The sequence below is a fragment of the Ornithinimicrobium pratense genome (assembly GCF_008843165.1).
Classification (GTDB): Bacteria; Actinomycetota; Actinomycetes; order Actinomycetales; family Dermatophilaceae; genus Ornithinicoccus; species Ornithinicoccus pratensis.
The window spans coordinates 2,729,093-2,748,519 of the sequence record NZ_CP044427.1 but is presented as its reverse complement, the minus strand read 5'-3'; the positions used below and the strand labels follow the sequence as shown (position 1 = coordinate 2,748,519).

General features: G+C 70.5%; 17 protein-coding genes. 11 read left to right on the top strand and 6 right to left on the bottom strand.

The window, feature by feature from the left end; all coding sequences use genetic code 11:
* The first annotated feature begins 85 nt into the window (after nt 1-85).
* The 3 genes from FY030_RS12645 to groL all read left to right on the top strand — a co-directional run bounded on the left by FY030_RS12645 (nt 86) and on the right by groL (nt 4,470).
* Nucleotides 86-1,753: a formate--tetrahydrofolate ligase gene (locus FY030_RS12645; protein WP_158062823.1), complete on the top strand. Its 1,668-nt coding sequence runs from the start codon at nt 86-88 to the stop codon at nt 1,751-1,753.
* Between the two features lie 67 nt (nt 1,754-1,820).
* On the top strand, nt 1,821-2,657 hold the full coding sequence (locus FY030_RS12640; protein WP_158061811.1) for an MBL fold metallo-hydrolase: 837 nt from the start codon (nt 1,821-1,823) through the stop codon (nt 2,655-2,657).
* Nucleotides 2,658-2,847: 190 nt separating this feature from the next.
* Nucleotides 2,848-4,470 (top strand): chaperonin GroEL, encoded by a 1,623-nt coding sequence (gene groL, locus FY030_RS12635; protein WP_158061810.1) that lies wholly within the window; start codon nt 2,848-2,850, stop codon nt 4,468-4,470.
* A 159-nt stretch (nt 4,471-4,629) separates the two neighbouring features.
* Here groL and FY030_RS12630 read toward each other — a convergent pair whose 3' ends face one another.
* Nucleotides 4,630-4,926, bottom strand: a complete 297-nt coding sequence (locus FY030_RS12630; protein ID WP_158061809.1) for a WXG100 family type VII secretion target — start codon at nt 4,924-4,926, stop codon at nt 4,630-4,632.
* Nucleotides 4,927-5,052: 126 nt separating this feature from the next.
* Here FY030_RS12630 and FY030_RS12625 point away from each other — a divergent pair, with 126 nt between their 5' ends.
* A complete protein-coding gene (locus FY030_RS12625) occupies nt 5,053-5,829 on the top strand; it encodes a DUF4031 domain-containing protein (protein WP_158061808.1) in 777 nt (258 codons plus the stop codon).
* A gap of 130 nt (nt 5,830-5,959) precedes the next feature.
* Here the strand turns inward: FY030_RS12625 and FY030_RS12620 are convergent, their stop codons facing one another.
* Nucleotides 5,960-6,667 carry an HD domain-containing protein gene (locus tag FY030_RS12620; RefSeq protein ID WP_158061807.1) on the bottom strand — a complete coding sequence of 236 codons (708 nt, stop codon included), beginning with the start codon at nt 6,665-6,667 and terminating at the stop codon, nt 5,960-5,962.
* 63 nt (nt 6,668-6,730) lie between these two features.
* A complete protein-coding gene (locus FY030_RS16600; protein WP_202879701.1) occupies nt 6,731-7,381 on the bottom strand; it encodes a hypothetical protein in 651 nt (216 codons plus the stop codon).
* Between the two features lie 174 nt (nt 7,382-7,555).
* Here FY030_RS16600 and FY030_RS12610 point away from each other — a divergent pair, with 174 nt between their 5' ends.
* Nucleotides 7,556-8,533, top strand: coding sequence for a glycosyltransferase family 2 protein (locus tag FY030_RS12610; protein ID WP_158061806.1), 978 nt, complete (start codon nt 7,556-7,558; stop codon nt 8,531-8,533).
* Between the two features lie 16 nt (nt 8,534-8,549).
* Here FY030_RS12610 and FY030_RS12605 read toward each other — a convergent pair whose 3' ends face one another.
* Nucleotides 8,550-10,598, bottom strand: a complete 2,049-nt coding sequence (locus FY030_RS12605) for a HelD family protein (RefSeq protein WP_238348280.1) — start codon at nt 10,596-10,598, stop codon at nt 8,550-8,552.
* Between the two features lie 48 nt (nt 10,599-10,646).
* On the opposite strand from FY030_RS12605, the gene FY030_RS12600 reads away from it, so the two are divergent.
* Nucleotides 10,647-10,832: a hypothetical protein gene (locus FY030_RS12600; RefSeq protein WP_158061805.1), complete on the top strand. Its 186-nt coding sequence runs from the start codon at nt 10,647-10,649 to the stop codon at nt 10,830-10,832.
* A gap of 40 nt (nt 10,833-10,872) precedes the next feature.
* On the opposite strand, the gene FY030_RS12595 is transcribed toward FY030_RS12600, so the two are convergent.
* Nucleotides 10,873-12,045: a glycosyltransferase family 4 protein gene (locus tag FY030_RS12595; protein WP_158061804.1), complete on the bottom strand. Its 1,173-nt coding sequence runs from the start codon at nt 12,043-12,045 to the stop codon at nt 10,873-10,875.
* 100 nt (nt 12,046-12,145) lie between these two features.
* Entirely contained in the window at nt 12,146-13,423 is a 1,278-nt protein-coding gene (locus tag FY030_RS12590; RefSeq protein ID WP_238348274.1) for a S1C family serine protease, read from the bottom strand.
* A gap of 339 nt (nt 13,424-13,762) precedes the next feature.
* On the opposite strand from FY030_RS12590, the gene FY030_RS12585 reads away from it, so the two are divergent.
* From FY030_RS12585 to FY030_RS12565, 5 genes are all read left to right on the top strand, one after another.
* Nucleotides 13,763-14,677 carry a transporter substrate-binding domain-containing protein gene (locus tag FY030_RS12585; protein WP_158061803.1) on the top strand — a complete coding sequence of 305 codons (915 nt, stop codon included), beginning with the start codon at nt 13,763-13,765 and terminating at the stop codon, nt 14,675-14,677.
* A gap of 13 nt (nt 14,678-14,690) precedes the next feature.
* On the top strand, nt 14,691-15,503 hold the full coding sequence (locus tag FY030_RS12580) for an amino acid ABC transporter permease (protein ID WP_158061802.1): 813 nt from the start codon (nt 14,691-14,693) through the stop codon (nt 15,501-15,503).
* Nucleotides 15,503-16,141: an ectoine/hydroxyectoine ABC transporter permease subunit EhuD gene (gene ehuD / locus FY030_RS12575; RefSeq protein ID WP_158061801.1), complete on the top strand. Its 639-nt coding sequence runs from the start codon at nt 15,503-15,505 to the stop codon at nt 16,139-16,141. Before FY030_RS12580 ends, ehuD begins: the two co-directional genes overlap by 1 nt.
* On the top strand, nt 16,131-16,958 hold the full coding sequence (gene ehuA / locus FY030_RS12570) for an ectoine/hydroxyectoine ABC transporter ATP-binding protein EhuA (protein ID WP_420371859.1): 828 nt from the start codon (nt 16,131-16,133) through the stop codon (nt 16,956-16,958). The genes ehuD and ehuA overlap by 11 nt, the downstream gene beginning before the upstream one ends.
* Nucleotides 16,959-17,056: 98 nt before the next feature.
* Nucleotides 17,057-19,354, top strand: coding sequence for an HNH endonuclease (locus FY030_RS12565; RefSeq protein WP_158061800.1), 2,298 nt, complete (start codon nt 17,057-17,059; stop codon nt 19,352-19,354).
* Nucleotides 19,355-19,427: the final 73 nt, after the last annotated feature.

Below are 19,427 nucleotides of genomic sequence, written 5' to 3'. Positions count from 1 at the left end.
CACCTCATACCCACCCCGGACCACGGGGTAGTTTGGGCCTGGACAGGGCCACACTGGGCCCGTGGACGGCGAGGAGGCCGGGTCGATGCAGACCGATGTCGAGATCGCGCAGGCAGCAACTTTGAAGCCGATCGGTGAGATCGCGGCGGGGCTGGGGCTGCAGGAGAGCGACTACGAGCCCTACGGCCACGACAAGGCCAAGATCAGCCTGGACGTGCTTGCCCGACGCAAGGACCAGCCGGACGGCAAGCTCATCCTGTGCACGGGGATCAACCCCACGGCCGCTGGGGAGGGCAAGACCACGACCAACGTGGGATTGTCGATGGCGCTGAACCGCATCGGCAAGAAGGCGATGACCACCCTGCGCGAGCCCTCACTGGGGCCGTGCTTTGGGATGAAGGGCGGCGCGGCCGGCGGCGGCTTTGCCCAGGTGGTGCCGATGGACGACATCAACTTGCACTTCACCGGTGACTTCCACGCCATCACTTCGGCGCACAACCTGCTCTCGGCACTGCTGGACAACTCGATCCACCAGGGCAACCCGCTCGGTATCAACCCCAAGCGAATCGTCTGGAAGCGCGTGCTCGACATGAACGACCGCGCCCTGCGCAACATCGTGGTCGGCATGGGCAAGATCGGCGACGGGGTGGTGCGGGAGTCCGGCTTCGAGATCACCGTGGCCAGCGAGATCATGGCCGCGCTGTGCCTGGCCACCGGGCTGGAGGACCTCAAGGAACGGTTCGGCCAGATGGTGGTGGCCTACACGTACGACAAGGAGCCGGTGACCGCTGCCCAGCTCCAGGCCCCGGGCGCCATGGCGCTGCTGATGAAGGACGCCGTCAAGCCGAACCTGGTGCAGACCCTGGAGAACACCCCGGCGATCATTCACGGGGGCCCGTTCGCCAACATCGCGCACGGCAACAACTCCGTGATCGCCACCCAGACCGCCCTGAAGCTGGCCGACTACGTGGTCACCGAGGCCGGTTTCGGTGCTGACCTCGGCGCCGAGAAGTTCTTCAACATCGTCTGCCCGGCCGGGGAGCTGCAGCCGGACGCGGTCGTGGTCGTCGCGACCGTGCGTGCGTTGAAGCTCAACGGTGGCAAGGACAAGAAGCAGCTGGCCGAGGAGGACCTCGACGCGCTGGGCGCCGGGCTGGTCAACCTCGAGCAGCACCTGGAGAACCTGCAGAAGTTCGGCGTCCCCGCGGTCGTGGCCCTCAACCGCTTCCCCTCCGACACCGAGGCCGAGCTGGAGCTGATCCGCGAGCGCTGCGCGCAACTGGGCGCCGACGTCGCGCTCTCGGAGGTCTTCGCCCAGGGCGGCGAGGGGGGTGAGGACCTGGCCCGCAAAGTCGTCGAGCTGTGCGAGCAGGACAGCTCCTACACACCGCTCTACGAGCCCGGGGACAGCATCCGGGCCAAGATCGAGAAGATCGCCACCGAGATCTACCGCGCCGACGGTGTCGACTACGCCGGGCCGGCCCTGGGTCAGCTCTCGCAGATCGAGCAGGAGGGCTACGGCACCCTGCCCGTGTGCATGGCCAAGACCCAGTACTCCTTCTCCGACGACCCCGCCCTGCTCGGCGCACCGCGGGGCTTTCGGATCACCGTCCGCGAGCTCGTCGTCAACGCCGGGGCCGGTTTCGTCGTGGCCCTGACCGGCGACATCATGCGGATGCCCGGGCTGCCCAAGGTGCCCGCGGCCAACGGGATGGACATCTTCGACGACGGCACGATCGTCGGGCTGTCCTGATGCGGCACGCCCCGGCCCACCCCCGGGCCTGGTCGTGCCGCAGGCGCCCCCTCCTAGACTGCCAGGCATGGCGGAGGTGACCTTCAGGCAGATCGCGCCCGGTGTGCACGTCCGCCGGCACGAGGAGCTCAACCTCAACTGCGGGCTGGTCGTGGGGGAGCAGCGGGCATTGCTCGTGGACACCCGCAGCTACCACGAGCACGGTATGGAGCTGCTCGCCGCGGTCCGCGAGATCACCGACCTGGAGATCGTCGTGGTCAACACCCACGCTCATTACGACCACTGCTTCGGCAACTCGGCCTTCCGCGACTCCCAGATCTACGCCCACGTCGGCGCCGCCGAGGAGCTGCGCCGCTCGGGGGAGGACCAGCGCGAGCAGGTCGTGGCCCACCTGCGCCGCACCCAGCGTGCCCACATGGCCAACGCCATGGCCTCCACCGAGATCGTGCTGCCGTTCTACCTGGTCGACGGGGACACCACGATCGACCTCGGTGGGCGGACCGCCGGGCTGCTCTACGCCGGCCGCGGGCACACCGACCACGACCTCGCGGTGGCGGTGCCGGACGTCGGGGTCGTCTTCGCCGGTGACCTGGTGGAGGAGGGCGCCGACCCAGCGATGGAGGACGCCTTCCCGCTGGAGTGGGCGCAGACCCTGGCCGCCCTGGCGGACAAGGGCCCGGCGGCGCAGGCCGACCTCTGGGTCCCTGGACACGGTGACGTGGTCGACCGCGCCTTCGTCGACGAGCAGGCGGACGTCCTAGCCGAGCTGGCCGCCCGGTGCGCCGAGGTGGTCTCGGACGGCGGGGTCGGGGTCGAGGCCTTCGTCAGCGCCTGCCGGGGCATCGGCCTGGACACCCACACCCTGCGGGAGGCCGCGGTGCGGGTCCTGGAGCTGCGACACTAGGCCGTCCGGCATTTGCACTCGAGGGGGTCGAGTGCTAATGATGGACCTAGCACTCTCATGGCGAGAGTGATAATCCGACCGGCCTGCCGAGGGCCGGGCGGCGGGGCGACCTGAGCCCCGTCCTCCCGGTTCGTCCGTCGCGGGCGGCACCCGGTCATCCGATCGTCCACGTGTGGAGGAACCAGCGCAGATGGCTAAGACCATTGCATTCGACGAGGAGGCTCGCCGCGGTCTCGAGCGGGGTATGAACACCCTTGCCGACGCCGTCAAGGTGACCCTTGGCCCCAAGGGCCGCAACGTCGTGCTCGAGAAGAAGTGGGGTGCGCCCACCATCACCAACGATGGGGTCAGCATCGCCAAGGAGATCGAGCTCGAGGACCCCTACGAGAAGATCGGCGCCGAGCTGGTCAAGGAGGTCGCCAAGAAGACCGACGACGTCGCGGGTGACGGCACCACCACCGCGACCGTCCTGGCGCAGGCCATGGTCAAGGAGGGCCTGCGCAACGTCGCCGCCGGCGCGAACCCGATGGCGCTCAAGCGCGGCATCGAGGTCGCCGTCAAGGCGGTCAACGACGAGTTGCTGAGCCAGGCCAAGCCGGTGGAGACCAAGGAGCAGATCGCGCAGTCCGCGTCGATCTCCGCGGCCGACAGCGAGATCGGCGAGATGATCGCCGAGGCCATGGACAAGGTGGGCAACGAGGGTGTCATCACCGTCGAGGAGTCCAACACCTTCGGCCTGGAGCTGGAGCTCACCGAGGGTATGCGCTTCGACAAGGGCTACATCAGCCCCTACTTCGTCACCGACACCGAGCGCATGGAGTCCGTGCTCGAGGACCCCTACGTCCTGGTCGTGAACTCCAAGATCTCCTCGGTCAAGGACCTGCTGCCGCTGCTGGAGAAGGTCATGCAGTCCGGCAAGCCGCTGGCGATCATCTCCGAGGACGTCGAGGGTGAAGCCCTGGCGACCCTGGTGGTCAACAAGATCCGCGGCAACTTCAAGTCCGTGGCCGTCAAGGCCCCGGGCTTCGGTGACCGCCGCAAGGCCATGCTCGGTGACATCGCCATCCTCACCGGTGGCCAGGTCATCTCCGAGGAGGTCGGCCTGAAGCTGGAGACCGCCGAGATCGACCTGCTGGGCACCGCCCGCAAGGTGGTCGTCACCAAGGACGAGACCACGATCGTCGAGGGCGGCGGCGACGCCGACCAGATCGCCGGTCGCGTCTCCCAGATCCGCGCCGAGATCGACAACTCCGACTCCGACTACGACCGCGAGAAGCTCCAGGAGCGCCTAGCCAAGCTCGCCGGTGGTGTCGCCGTCATCAAGGCCGGCGCCGCGACCGAGGTGGAGCTCAAGGAGCGCAAGCACCGCATCGAGGACGCCGTGCGCAACGCCAAGGCCGCCGTCGAGGAGGGCATCGTCGCCGGTGGTGGCGTGGCCCTCATCCAGGCCTCCGGTGCCTTCGACGGGCTGTCCCTGGAGGGCGACGAGGCGACCGGTGCCAACATCGTGAAGGTCGCGATCGAGGCTCCGCTGAAGCAGATCGCCATCAACGCCGGCCTCGAGGGCGGCGTCATCGCGGAGAAGGTGCGCAACCTGCCCTCCGGCGAGGGCCTGAACGCCGCCAACGGCGAGTACGGCGACATGCTGAAGTTCGGCATCGCCGACCCGGTGAAGGTGACCCGTTCTGCCCTGCAGAACGCCGCCTCCATCGCGGCGCTTTTCCTGACCACCGAGGCCGTCATCGCCGACAAGCCGGAGAAGACCCCGGCCATGCCGGCCGGCGACGGTGGCATGGGCGGCATGGACTTCTGATCCATCCCCCCACCGGGCGGCTCGACCGCCGCCTGGCATGAGCACGACAGGGCGGCCCTCGCAGATCTGCTGCGGGGGCCGCCCTGCGGCGTCCCGGGCTGTGACACGGGGTAGCGCCAGGGGCAGCCACGGCGCCGGGAGTCGGGGGCGGCCCGGGGGTCAGGCCGGCGTGAAGCGCATCCGGTTGGTCTGCTCGACCAGCTCGTAGTCCTGACCCGCGGTGCGCAGTGTCGTGGAGATCTGCTGCAGCGAGGCCCGCACCCGTTCCTGGGTAGCGCTCCAGTCCTGGGTGACGGTGTGGAACTGACCCGCGGCCGATCCCCGCCAGCAGTCCTGCAGCGCGTTGAGCTTGGCCATCATGGCGCGGACCTCGGACTCGATGCTGGCCGCGATCCGCTCGATGTCCCCGGATGCGCCAGCGATCCGGGCGGTGTCGACGGCGAAGGTGTTGCTCATGGTCTATCCCCTCCAGTGATCGGTGACGGTCTGCCACCTGATGGACACGACGCTAGGCGGGGGCGGCTGAGGCCCGCAGAAGTTGTCCACAGGCCGGCCGGGCCTGGCCGCAGGTAGGGTCGCTGCGTGACCGTGCTCATCGACCCGCCGGCCTGGGCCGCGCACGGGCGCCTGTTCTCGCACCTGGCCAGCGACACCTCCCTGGAGGAGCTGCACGAGATCGCCCGCCGGGCCGGGATGCCGCCGCAGGCCTTTGAGGGCGACCACTACGACGTGCCGCAGGAGAGGTATGCCGACGCCGTCGCCGCGGGTGCCGTGCCGGTGTCGGCGGGCGAGCTGGCCCGGCGGCTGCGCGACAGCGGGCTGCGCTTCCGCAAGCGCCGGGGAGAACGGCCCCTGGAGCGGCGCAGGAACGGGCTGGAGTGGATCCCCGGCGACCACGTCGTCGAGGTGGTGGCCTCACCCCTGGAGCCGCCCTCGTCGGCGGGGGCCGCAGTGGTCCTGGTGACTACCGCCGACCTGCTCCTGCTCGTGCGCAACACCAGCCGGGCGGGCTGGGCCGCGCCCGGTGGCAAACGCGACCCGGGGGAGAGCGTCAGGCAGGCGGCGGTCCGGGAGCTCCAGGAAGAGGTCGGCCTCGGGCTGGACCCGGGCCGGTTGACCCCGGTGGGCTACCAGCGGATCGTCTTCCCGACCCAGGCTGCGGCGCCACCGCCGTGGGACCAGATCAACCATCTGGCGGTCTTCGGCGTCCAGCTGCCCGCCCCGGAGCCGCTGCGCCCCGACCCGGTCGAGATCGCCGAGGCGGAGTGGGTGTCGTGGACCGAGGTCGAGCGCCGGACCGGCACCCAGGTCTTCTGGCCGCTCCTGGCCCGGTGGCGCGACCGACCCGTGGACCGCTGACGCTCCGCTGGTGCGCCAGAAGCACCGGCCCCACCAGGCGCGTCGCTGCTGGCGGTGATGCCGTGGAAGGGCATCGTGCTCGTCATGGAGGTCTGCTGCCCGGCAGCGCGTTCGGGATGCCCCGGCCGCGTCAGGGCCGTGGCGCCTCGGGGTCGGGGGAGAGGTCGGCCAGCTCGGTGGCGAGGTTGGTGCGGGCCGGGTCGGTCCAGGCGAAGTGGGCGTGCTCGGTCCGGTAGATGCGCTCGCGCTGCAGGAAGGGGGCCATGACAGTCGTCCGGCCGAGGCGGAAGGCAGGGTCGGGCACGTGGGCGTACTCCTGGCGCACCTGCCGGCGGTAGGCCGCATAGCGTTCGACGGGGGCACCCAGGATCCACAGGTCCGCGTCGTGCACGGCGTCGAGCATGCGGGGCGCAGCGGCAGCGGACGGGACGTCGTGGCCAAAGGTCATCAGCACGCCCGCCTCGATGGCGTCGACGGTCGCGGCGTGCACCCCGAGCCGGTGCAGGTGGTCGCGCGCCATCATGGCTGAGCGGTGCTCGTTGCTGCCCGGGGCGGCCCGGGGGTCATAGACGAGGTCGTGATACCACAGCACTCCTCGGGCCACGAGCGCCTCGTCGGCGTCCACCGACCCGGCCCCCTCCAGCTCGTCCACGGCGGCCAGCGTCTCCGTGAGGTGCTCAGCCGTGTGGTAGCGCCGGTGCGGCTCGGACCAGCCTCGCAGCAGCAGCGAGCCCTCGGCCAGCCACAGGTCACGGCCCGCGTCCGGGGCCAGGTGGGCTGCGTCGGAGAGCCACCGGTCCAGCAGAGGTTCGGCGAGCGCCGTGCCGGCCGAGGTCATCGCGCGGGCTCCTTCCACCAGCGCCCCCGGGATCGGGGTCGCGGGGGCGCAGGCAGGGTCGGGTCAGCGACGCACGAGGGAGTCGGCGAGGTCGGCCAGCGCGTCGGCCAGGTCCTCGCGCTTGTCGTGCGCGGTCGACATGGCCGAGCCGATGAGGCCCGAGACCCCGCTCTTGCTCTTGGTGGAGCCGGAGCTGAAGACGTCGGTGATGCCGTGGCCCACCGAGCTCGCCGCACCGGTGACACCACCAGCCACGGCCCCGGCTGCGCCGGTGACGCCGCCCACGACGTTCTTGGCGGCGCTCTTGGTGCCGGACAGGAAGGACTGCATCGCCAGGGTCAGGCCCGCGCCGACCAGCCAGACGTCCTTGGCCAGCCCTGTGCCCTCGGCGGTGGGGCGGATCCCGTCGTCCTGGGTCATGCCCGGGGTGTTCAGGTACAGCCCGGTCAGGGCCGCACCGAAGCCGGCCAGACCCGCACCGGCAACGGCGGAGGGCACCTTGGGGATGAGCAGCGCGGCGCCCAGGCCGATCTCGCTGTAGGCCAGCAACTTGGTGAACTCGCCAGGCTTGAGGTCCTTGAAGATCGGGTAGACGCCCGACGCCCATCCGTGCATCTGCTCCTGCTCCTCCGTCCCGGTCTTGAGCTTGTTGATGCCGGAGTTGAGGATGTAGGCACCGGTGAGGACGCGCAGCGGGACGTGGGTGGGGTGCATTGTCGCTCCTTCTGTCAGAGGGGAGGGGGTCCGTGCTCCAACCGTATGCCTTGTGGCGCCGAGCTGCGACCCGGCCCCCCGTAGGATGCCGGGATATCGCGTCCTCGCCCCGGCCACGCCGCCACCAGTGCAGCCGACGCGCCCGGATGACGCCCCACGAGGAACGGAGCAGGTATGCCGCAGCCGGTGCTGACGGTCGTGGTGCCCATGTTCGACGAGGAGGACGTGCTGCCCCTGTTCGTGCAACGGCTGCGCCCCGTCGTCGACGGGCTCGGTGTGCCCTACGAGGTCCTCGTCGTCGACGACGGCAGCCGTGACCGCACCCCGATCCTGCTGCAGCAGCATCGGCATACCTGGCCCGAGCTCAGGGTGTTGCGGCTGCGCGCCAACGCCGGCCACCAGGCGGCGATCTCCGCCGGCCTGGCCCGGTCTCGGGGTGACTACGCGGTCACGATCGACGCCGACCTGCAGGACCCGCCCGAGCTGATCGGGCAGATGCTGCAGCTGGCCCGGGACGAGCAGCTCGACGTCGTCTACGGCGCGCGCTCGGACCGCTCGACCGACAGCGCGTTCAAGCGGGTCACCGCCCGTGGCTACTACGACACGATGCGCCGCCTCGGGGCCGACCACGGGCCCAGGCACGCCGGGGACTACCGGCTGATGTCGCGCGCCACGGTGGACGCGGTCAACGCCTTGCCCGAGCACCACCGGGTGCTGAGGCTGGTCGTGCCCCAGTTCGGCTTCCCCAGCGGGGTGCTGACCTACCGTCGCGAGGAGCGCGCCGCCGGACGGTCCAAGTACCCGCTGTCCAAGATGTTGCGCCTGGCGGTGGACAGCATCACCGGTGCCAGCATCGCGCCCCTGCGGCTGGCGACGTGGACGGGCGTGCTGGGCTTCGTGGTCGCGATGCTGCTGCTGATCTACGCCCTGGTCGGGTATGTCGTCGGCCTCACCGTCCCCGGATGGGCCTCCACCATCGTCATCGTCACCTTCGTCGGCGGCACCCAGCTGCTGTGCCTGGGCATCCTGGGCGAGTACGTCGGCCGCATGTACACCGCCCAGCTGGCCCGGCCGACCTACTACGTGGCCCACGACTCGGCGGACCTCGCGTCGGGGCAGCCGCAGGCGCCGGGTCAGCAGGCCCAGCCGTAGATCGGCGCTCAGTGGGTCATCCGTCGACGGTGAGTGCGTCCGGCAGCGGGTCGGCGTGGACCACGGTCAACCCGGACACGGCCCGGGTGAGGACTACGTAGAGGCGCCGCAGACCCGTGCGCTGGTCCGGCTCGACCGCCGCGATGGCCGCAGGCTCCACGACGACCACCTGGTCGAACTCCAGCCCCTTGGCCACGGTCGCCGGCACCAGAAGCACCCTGTGCAAGTGCTCCTGGACGTGCCCACCGTCAAGCACCTCGTGCTCTAGCCCCACCGACTGTAGGGCGCCGGAGACCTCGGCGGTCCATCCGTCGGGGACGATCACCCCGACCGTGCCGGGGTGGGCGGTCCACGACTCGTGCGTGGCACGGGCAGCGCCGCTGACAGCGTCGGGCACGGCGAGGACGTCCAGCCGTCCCGGGTTGCTTCGCACCGACTCCGGCGGGGTGAGGCCCGGCGCGATCGAGGGCAGCAGCCGGGCGGCGAAGTCAATGACGGCACCGGGCACGCGGAAGCCGCGGATCAGCTCCTCCAGGTGGGTGCCGGGCGCGGCCAGGTCCTTGCCGAGATGGTGCAACGACTCCGCCCACGACCCGGTGGCCCAGGGGGTGGTGCCCTGGGCTAGGTCGCCAAGCACGGTGAGGGAGCCGGTCGAGGCCCGGCGGCCGACGGCGCGCAGCTGCATGGGGGACAGGTCCTGCGCCTCGTCGAGGATGACGTGGCCCAGGCTGGGGGTGCGTTCGATCAGGTCGCTCAGCTCGTCCAGCAGCACGAGGTCCGCGGCGCTCCACCGGGCCGAGCCCGGGAATCGCGGCGCCGTGTGCCACACGATGGCCTGCTGGTCCTCCGCCAGCCCCTCACCGGTCGACAGCACCCTGGCGAGCACTGTCGTCGGTGTGGCCTCGGGCCAGATCTGCTTGACGTAGGCCTTCACCGCTGCCGACCTGGCCACAGCGTCCTGCACCCGGTCGTCGGGGGAGTCGCCGGAGCGCTCCATCGCGACCAGCACCGCGTGCGCGAGCCGCTGGGGGAGCATGGCGCGAGCCGCGGCATACCGGACCCCCCGAGTGCGCAGCTCGTCGAGCATGTCCTGCACCTCGTAGGCCGGCACCCGCCACTTGCGCGACCCGCGAGGCACCACCAGCGCCTCGGTCGCCGGCCGGACGTGGGCCCATAGGGCCTCTCGCAGCACGTCGGCCATCCGGGCCTCCCCCTTGAGCCCAGCCACGTGCGGGGTGTCGACGGCCCGGAGCTGCCCGTGGGCGACCAGCTCCTCCACCGTGGTGTGCCGCACGGTCACCTCACCGAGCGAGGGGAGCACTGCTCCCACGTGCTCGAGGAAGGCCCGGTTGGGACCGACGACCAGGACCCCGGAGCGGGAAAGCCGGTCGCGATAGGCGTAGAGCAGCCAGGCGGCGCGGTGCAGCCCGACCGCGGTCTTGCCGGTGCCGGGTGCCCCCTGGACGCACAGGGTCGTCGCGACGTCTGCTCGGACGATCTCGTCCTGCTCGGGCTGGATGGTGGCCACGATGTCCCGCATCGGCCCGATCCGGGGGCGCTCGATCTCCCGGGCCAGCAGCGCGCTGGTGCGCGGGGCGCCCCTCTCGTCCGTGCTGCCCTCTCCCGCCAGCCACTCGTCCTCGTAGGCCGTCAGCTCCCCGCCCTCGACGCCGAACCGACGGCGGCGCACCAGGCCCATCGGGTCGGTGACGCTGGCGCGGTAGAACGGCCGGGAGACCCCGGCCCGCCAGTCGAGGACCACGGGGTCACCCTCGGCGTCGGAGACGTGGCGACGCCCGATGTACAGCGCCTCCTTGCCGTCGACGCGACCGAAGAAGAGCGTGGTGCCCGGGTCGTCCTGCAACGCCTTGGCCCGCAGCCACAGCGTCCGCGCCAGCGCCTCCCCGGCGATCGCGTCACCACCGTCGGCCTGCAGGGAGAGGGTGTGCTCGCGCATCCGCGCCAGCTCGGACCGGGCGCGGGCCAGGTGGTCGCGTTCTTGCGCGAGCTCGACGGCAGGGTCTGCTGTGGGAGAGAGGGAGGTGTGCGGTGGGGGCGCGGGCACGGTGGGCCTCCGTCCGGGGAGCACCGGGAAAGGTGGGTCGAGGGAGGGGTGAGCGAGGGGGGCGGGGGACGAGGTTACACCCTGCGCGCCCGGCGATCGGATGCCCGCGGCGACCTGGTCATCCTGGCCGGCGGCACGGCACGGCACGGTCCGGCCCTGCGGGTGGCGCGCGAGGCAGGACGCATCTTCATCCCCACCGCCGGCGACGCGATGATGGGAAGCCAGCGTGCTTGAGGGATTGCTTCAGCGGCGCTGAGGCCGGACAGTCCCAGGCTCAGGGTTTGCGGACGACCCGGAGCGGCTTGGGCGTCTTGGGCCGGTCCTGCTGACGCTCGATCGCCAGCTGGTAGGACTCCACGACCGACTCGGTGGCCGTGCGCCAGGAGTAGCGCTCAGCCTCCGCGCGGGCAGCCTGGGACATCTGTTGCCGGGCCTGCGGGTCCAGCAGCAGGTGCCTCAGCCGGTCGGTCCAGCCGTCGGTGTCGCCCGGCTGCACCAGATAACCGGTCACGCCGTCCTGGACCACGAAGGGGATGCCGCCGGCGTCCGCACCCACGACCGGCACCCCGCTGGCCATCGCCTCCAGCCCGACCAGCCCCAGCGTGTCGGTGGTCGAGGGGAAGGCGAAGACGTCGGCGGAGGCAAAGGCCTGGGCCAGCTCCTCGCCGGCTAGGTAGCCGGTGAACACCGTCGGTGTGCCCGCGAAGGCCCGCTCCAGCTCAGCCTTGGCCGGGCCCGACCCGACCATGGCCACGCGGACCCCGTGCTGGGCCAGGCGCCGGACCGGCTCGAGCAGCTGGTCCAGATCCTTCTCGCGGGAGAGTCGACCCACGTAGAGCAGCAGCGGCGCCTCCGGGTGACCCCCGGTGAGCCGCTCGCGCATCTGCTGGGTGCGGTGGGACGGGTGGTAGCCGACCGTGTCGACCGCCTTGGGCCACAGGCCGATCTCGTGCACCCCTGCGGAGAGCGCCCAGTCCACGAGCTGGGGGGAGGGGCACAGGTTGACGTCGGCCAGGTTGTGCAGATGGACGATCCAGGCTTGCGAGGGCGCCCGGAGCAGGGAGAGGCCGAGCTTGGTGGCATAGGTCGGCACGTCGGTGTGGAAGCTGGCCAGCAGCGGCAGGTTGCGCCGGCGGGCCGAGAGCACACCGTATGCCGCGAGCCAGACCGGGTTGACCGCGTGCACCACGTCCGGACGGAAGGCGTGCATCTCCCTGCCGATCCGGCCGGTGGGCAGGCCGACCCGGATCTCGGGGTACCAGGGCCGGAAAGACACCGACCTGACCGGGAAGACCTGGTGGACCCCGAAGCGCCGCGGCGGGTGACCGGGAGCGAAGACGATGGCTTCGTGCCCGAGCTGTTCCAGCTCCTCCAGGGTGCGCTGCAGTCGGGTGACGACGCCGTCGACCTTGGGCAGGAAGACCTCGGTGAAGATCGCGATCCGCACCGGGACACTCCTTGTCGTTGCCTGCCTGCTCACGGTGACGCCGGTGAGCGGGCGCCGTTGCGTCAAGGTATCAACCGGCGCCGAGACCCCCTCGCGCGGCTCAGCCCTCGTCGGGGCGCGCGGCGAAGGTGACGGGGGCCTCCTGAGTGGCGCCGTCGCGCACGATGGTGAGCGTGGCGGTGTCGTCGGCGCCGCGCTCCCGGACCTGACCGACCAGGGCCGTCGCGTTCGACACCCGGTCCCCGTCGACCGCGGTGACCAGGTCACCCCGCTGCAGCCCGGCCTCGTCGGCGGGGGAGCCGGGCTCCACCTGCTCCACCTGTGCCCCGGACAGGATGGCCCCGTCCACCTCGCTCCGGCCGTCGGAGAGCCCGACTCCAAGGAAGGCGTGGCTGGCCCGGCCGGTGGTGATGAGCTGGTCGGCGACCCGCTGGGCGGCATCAGAGGGGATGGCAAAGCCGATGCCGATGGATCCGCCCTGTCCTTCGGGTCCTTGGGAAAGTGTGGCGATCGCGCTGTTGATGCCGATCAGCTCGCCGGCCGCGTTGACGAGGGCGCCGCCGGAGTTGCCCGGGTTGATCGCCGCGGAGGTCTGGATGGCGTTGGTTACCACCGGGACCGACGGGGCGCCTGGGGTCGACCCGGCCGAACGGGTGCTGACCGGCCGGTCCAACGCACTGACGATGCCGGTGGTGACTGTCCCGGACAGGCCCAACGGGTTCCCGATGGCCATCACCGGGTCGCCCACCGCCACCTCCGAGGCGGCGCCCACGTCGAGCGGCGTCAGGTCATCTGGGACGGTCTGCAGCCGGACCACAGCCAGGTCGCTCGCCGTGTCACTGCCCACCACCTCCGCGGCGTAGGTCCGCCCGTCGGCCAGCGTCACCTCGACCAGCCGGGCGCCCTCGACGACGTGGGCGTTGGTCACCACGTGGCCGTCGCTGTCCCAGACCACCCCCGAACCGGACCCCTGCCCCTGCTGGCCCAGCACCGCGATGGAGACCACGCCGGGGGAGATCGCCTGCGCCACTGCTGCCCAGTCGCCCTGCGCGGTCGGCGACGGGGCGCCGTCGGACTCGGCGTCCGTGGTGTCCGTGGCAGGCTCCGCGGTGAGCGCTGGCGCGTCGGCGGGGGAGTCGCTCTGCACGACCCCCGGGCTGTCATCCTCGACGCTCTCCCCGATCCGCACCGCGGCGTAGGTGCCGCCGGTGGCCAGCGCCGCCGAGAGGAAGCCGACCGCCAGCAGGTCGGTGAACGGCCGGCGACCCGCCCGGCGTCCGCGAGTCGAGGCGGTCTGCGGTGCTCCCGGGGCAGGGGTATGCGGCGCGGTGGGGTGTGCCAGGTCGGCGCGTGTCGGGTCGGGCGGGCTGCTGGTCATACGCCCTATTCAACACCTCGCGGGTCCATGCTTCCTGATGATTGACTGAGTCTTCCCTGGGAGAGTCAGGCCGACATGGGCAGGGTTGTGGGCCGGCACTGCCAGCGCCCGATCATGGTGCGGCTGATCACGACAGGATCTCGGAACGGTATCGATGGCGTAACGAATGACAGCGATTCGCCCCAATCCGTGACCGGCAATTGAGGTTCACCCTCGGCTCTGGCTATGTTCGAGACCTCGTCACTACTGTCCAATCGGGGCGATGTGTTGCCTGCGGCGTACCCACGCATGCGGTGTAGGAGGCATGTGCCTCGTCCAACCGAAAGGACCTGATCCACCATGGCCAATCTCAAGATCACTACGCTCGCCACCGTCTCGGTGGCCTCCCTGCTGCTCGCCGCCTGCGGTGACAACGGCGACGGCGACGGGGACGGCGAGGCCGGCTCCACGCTGGAGCGCCTGCGCGAGGAGGGGTCGATCACCGTCGCGTTCGCTGGCGAGGTCCCCTACAGCTACGAGGATGAGAACGGTGAGCTCACCGGCGCGACCATCGCACTGGACCGGGAGATCTATGCCGCCCTTGGCATCGAGGAGGTCAACGGTCAGCTCGTCGAGTGGGACGCGCTGATCCCTGGCCTCAACCGCGGCTCCTACGACTCGGTGTCGGCCGGGATGTCGATCCTGCCGGACCGCTGCGCGCGCGCCGCCTTCTCCCACCCCAGCCTCATGTACACCACCGCGCTGCTGGTCCCCGAGGGCAACCCCGAGGGTCTGACCGACCTGTCCTCATTCGAGGACTCCGACGCCGTCCTGGCGGTGCAGTCCGGAGCCATCGAGCAGGGTTACGCCGAGGAGATGGGTCTGGAGAACACGATGACCGTCAACTCCTCGACCGACGGTATGGACGCGGTCAGCAGCGGCCGCGCCGACGCCTTCACGCTGACCGCGATCACCATGAACGCGCTGGCCGAGCAGAACCCCGGGCTAGAGGCCACCGACGCCTTCGTGGCTGAGGTGGACGGCGTGGCCCAGGTCAGCGCCGGAGCCACCGTCTTCCGACCGGACGACACCGAGCTGCTCGAGGCCTACAACGAGGAGCTGGCCAACATCGTGGGCGACCCGGAGCGGTTCGAGTCGATCGTCGGCGAGTTCGGCTTTACTGACGCCGAGCGCCCGCCGTCGGGCCTGACCACCGAGATGCTGTGCGAGGGTGACCTGGAGGCGGCCAACGAGGCGCTCCAGGCGGACAACTGAGCCGACCCCTGCCGTGATCGATCTTCTCGCCGACATCGGCGAGGTGCTGCCACGGCTGGTGAGGGAGGGGCTGCTGGCCACCCTCACCGCCTTCGGCGGCGGGGCCCTGGTGACGGTCGTCGTAGCCGTCATCCTCGGGCTCTCCCTGCACCAGGGGCCTGCCTGGCTGCGCGGGGTCGCCCGCGTCATCGTGGAGCTGTTCCGGGGCACCAGCCTCGTCGTCCAGCTCTTCTTCCTCTTCTACGTCCTCCCGGCGCTGACCGGTTTCGACCTGGGCTCCACCGGGGCCGCGATCGCGGCCCTCGGGCTCAACTACGGCGCCTACGGTGCCGAGATCGTGCGGGGCTCCCTCAACGCTGTGCCCAAGGGCCAGTGGGAGACCAGCACCGCGCTGTCGATGTCGTGGACGACCACAATGCGCCGCGTCATCTGGCCCCAGGCCTGGGCGCTGATACTGCCCGGCTTCAACAACCTGCTGGTCATGCTCGTCAAGGGCACCGCGGTCGTCAGCCTGGTGCTGATGGCCGACCTCACCTTCGAGGCTGACCGGGCCCGGCGTCTCTACGGCACCTGGCCGGCCTACCTGGCTGTCCTCATCCTCTACTTCCTGATCGCGCTGGTCGTCTCCACCGTGCTGCGTCGCATGGAGCGGCACGCGCAGCGCAAGCTTGGCCTGCGCGACGCCCAGCTGGCGAAGGCCAGGACGCAGGCCGACAGGGCAATGGCCGGGGCGGCCGCCGCCGGCGGGTCGACCGGTATGGGAGGCGGCTTGGGGACCGCGCCGGGCGCGGATGAGGACGCCGACCGGAAGCAGGGCGGCCGCTGATGTGGGAGACCGAGCTCTTTCTCGAGGCGTTCCCGATCCTGCTCCGGGCCTTTCTGGAGATCACCCTCGTGGTCACGGTCCTGGGGTCGTTCATCGCGGCCGTCCTAGGGCTGGTCTGGGCCATCGGCCAGCGCGAGCTGCCAGCCTGGATCGCCCGACCCTTGGGCTGGGTGCTGGACTTCATCCGGATGACCCCGCTGCCGGTTCACCTCCTGATCGTCTACCACGGCTTCCCCGCGATGAGCGCGATGACCGTCGGGGTCGTGGTCATCGGGATCCACTACTCCACCTACATGGCCGAGTCCTACCGGTCAGGGATCGAGTCGATCGGCAAGGGCCAGTGGGAGGCCGCGACCGCGCTGTCGCTGCCGCAGAGGCGCACCTGGCGGGCGGTCATCCTGCCGCAGGCCATCCGCAACACCCTGCCCTCGCTGGGCAACTGGGCGATCGCGATGTTCAAGGACACCCCGTTTCTGATCTTCATCTCCGTGCCGGAGATGGTCACTGAGGCCCGCCAGTTCGGCGGACGCCACTTCACCTACATCGAGGCCTTCACCGTGGCCGGCATCCTGTTCCTGGTGGCCAGCTACCCGACCGCGATCCTCATGCGAAAGCTGGAGAAGAGACTTGCCTACTGACCCCATCCCCACCGACCCAGCACGATCCACCGAAGGCGCCACGAACGTCAACGGCCAGCCACGGATCCGCTTCGAGGACGTGCTGAAGAAGTTCGGCCGGACCACCGTGCTCAAGGACCTCAACTTCTCGGTGGACCGCGGCGAGCGCGTCACCCTGATCGGCCCCTCGGGATCGGGGAAAACCACGATCCTGCGGCTGGTGATGACGCTGGAGCGACTGTCCGGCGGCTACATCTGGATCGACGGCGAGCCGCTGACCCATGACCGGCGCGGTGACAAGCGCGTGGAGCTCAAGCCGCGGGAGGTCTCGCAGGTGCGCAAACGGATCGGCATGGTCTTCCAGCAGTTCAACCTGTTCCCGAACATGAACGTGCTGCAGAACATCACGGAGGCGCCGGTCCACGTCCTTGGCCTTACCGAGGAGGAGGCCAGGGAGAAGGCCCACTCCCTGCTGGACCGGGTCGGGCTGCGGCACCGGGCCGACGCTCATCCGACCGAGCTCTCCGGCGGTCAGCAGCAGCGGGTGGCGATCGCCCGGGCGCTGGCCATGGACCCGGAGATCCTGCTGCTGGACGAGGTCACCTCGGCGCTGGACCCCGAGCTGGTCGGCGAGGTGCTTGGCGTCCTGGAGGATGTGGCGGCCAACACCGATATCACCATGCTCATCGTCACCCACGAGATGCAGTTCGCCCGGGACGTCTCGCAGCGGGTGATGATGTTCGACGGCGGCCGGATCATCGAGGAGGCCTCGCCTGACGAGATGTTCACCAACCCCCGCCACGAGCGGACCCAGAAGTTCCTGGAGGCCGTGGTCTAGATCGGCAAGAAGGGTGTCCACAACCCTTCCTCCTTCTCGAACACTTGTGCTAGTATGGTGTGTAGGACGAAGCCGTGGTCGCCGGGGAGAGGGACGCGATGGACACACCACAGTCAACGGCACAGCCTGGGCAGCCGGAGGGGTGCTCGGCGTTGGAGCAGTGGCTGGTCGACTATGCCCAGCTGGGTGACCTGGGTGTCCTGACCGCGTCTGGCCTGGCGGCGTTGGCGGAGCGGCGGGCCCGGTTCGGGTTGCGGGTGGCCACCCCTGCCCCGGCGTGGGTCAGGATCCAGGTCGAGCTCGAGGCCCCGGCCACCGACGCCGACGCCGACGCCGTCGCCGGGACCGAGGCGGTGGTGGGGGCGCATGAGTCGGTGGTGGCGGTGGATGCTGCTGCCCGGGCCCGCAGCGTGGTGGAAGCAGACCTGCTGCAAGCGGCTGCGGAAGTGCTGGGTGAGTGCCGGGCCCGGGTCCTGGACCGGCGCGGTCTCACCGGTGTGACGCTGTCCCCGGCGACCCGCCGCAGCGTGGACGCTGCCGTGCGGGACGTGGCGGTGATGGAGCTGGAACTGGCCACTGGCACCAGTACCGCTGAGGCCCAGACCCTGCTCGCTGTCGCCACCACCGGCGGCGAGCTCCGTTCGATGCTGCTGGGTGCGCTACGTCGCGGGCAGACCCGTTGGGTGCAGGTCAAGACGTTCTGGGAACGCACTCATGCTGCTCGCCTCACGTCCGACCAGCGGCTGCTGGTGGCCTATGCCCTGTTCGGGACCGACCCGGCCCTGGCCTGTACGGAACGGTTCGACCCCGACGGTGAGCTCGATACGGACACGGTGTGGGCGCACCACCCCTACCAGGCGGCGTTGGCGCGGGAGATCACCGCCTGCACCGGCCAAGACCCCGACGCCGATGCCTCCCGGCGGCGTCGTGCCTACGCCAACCGCCGCGTCCAGGTCCGCCTGCACGATGACGGCACCGCCACCCTGACCCTGACCGGGCCGGCCGTCACCATCGCCGGTATCCGCCACCGCCTCGACACCGCCGCCCGGGCCCTACGCGCGGCCGGGGAAGACCGGACCCTGTCCCAGTTACGGTTCGACCTCGCCGCCGCCCTGCACCTGCACGGCACCCTGAACCTGCCCAACATCGACGTGGACGCTGTGGATGAGGTGCTGGATGAGGTGCTGACCCCCGAACGCCTGGCCGAGCTCATCGCCGTCGTGCACGCCCAACCCAAGATCCACGCCCAGATCATCATCCCCGTCGACGCCCTCAAAACCGGGCTACCCCTCTGCCCCGCCTGCGCCCAACACATCCACCCCACCACCAGCCACCCCAACACCGGCACCGGCACCGGCACCGGCACCGACGACACCAGCGGCGCCAGCACGGACGGTGAGGGCTACACCAGCAGCACAGACTGCACGGACGGCACGGACCTGCTGCACGATCTCCAGCCTGACGATGCGAACCCGGTGACCCCGTGGGGCCAAGCCGGCCGCGCCAGCAGCAGTCCTCCACCCTGGGCCACCCCACCCGACGACGGGCCACCACCGGAGAATCAGCAGGCAGGCCAAGAACCACCAGACGAAGCAGCGCCAGCACCAGCACCAGATCGCGAACCCCTGCCCGGGCGTGAACCCCTGCCGGCGCGTGGATCCTCGGACTCGCCGTTGTTGGGTCGGGAGCCGCCGGGTCGGGGCCTGGTCGGGGAGCTGATCGGTTCCCACCCCATGTTCCTGACCCCCGGGCACGCCCGAGAGCTGGTCCTACTACCCGGCACGACGCTGCACCGGTTGCTGACCGACCCCGCCGACGGGCGCCTGATCGAACGCACCATCACCACCTACCGGCCCGACACCGACCTGCGCCGCCAGGTCCTGGCCGCCGACCTGTACTCCCGAGCCCCCGGCTCCCGCCTCACCGGCCAAGCCCTACAGATCGACCACGTCACCCCCTACGCCACCCCCGGCGGCACCACCACCGAGACCAACCTCGCCGCCCTCGACAAACGCACCCACCACCAGAAAACCCTCGGCCACTGGAAGATCACCATCGGCACCCGCCGGGACCTGACCTTCACCACCCTGCTCAACCAACACCGCTCCACCCGCGTCCACGACTACAACCAATACCTGCACACCACCCACCCCGAAGACCTCGACCAACGCCGAGACCTCGCCTCCCACGCCGTCTACGCCCACGAGACCCAACACCAACGACACCTCCACCGAGCAGGCGACCGCACCGCCCTCCGCGACGAAGCCTGGGTCCAGCTCACCCACACCCACCCCGACACCGGCCACACCCGCACCGGCCCCCACCCCGAAACCCCCACCGTCGACGACCTCCTCAACATCCCCACCCAAGACACCCCCAACGACCAAGAACAGTGACCTCCCGCCAGACGAGGCCCGCCCGGTCAAGATGCCGACCGGGGGCCGGCCAGACGGAAGCACCCGAGGCCCC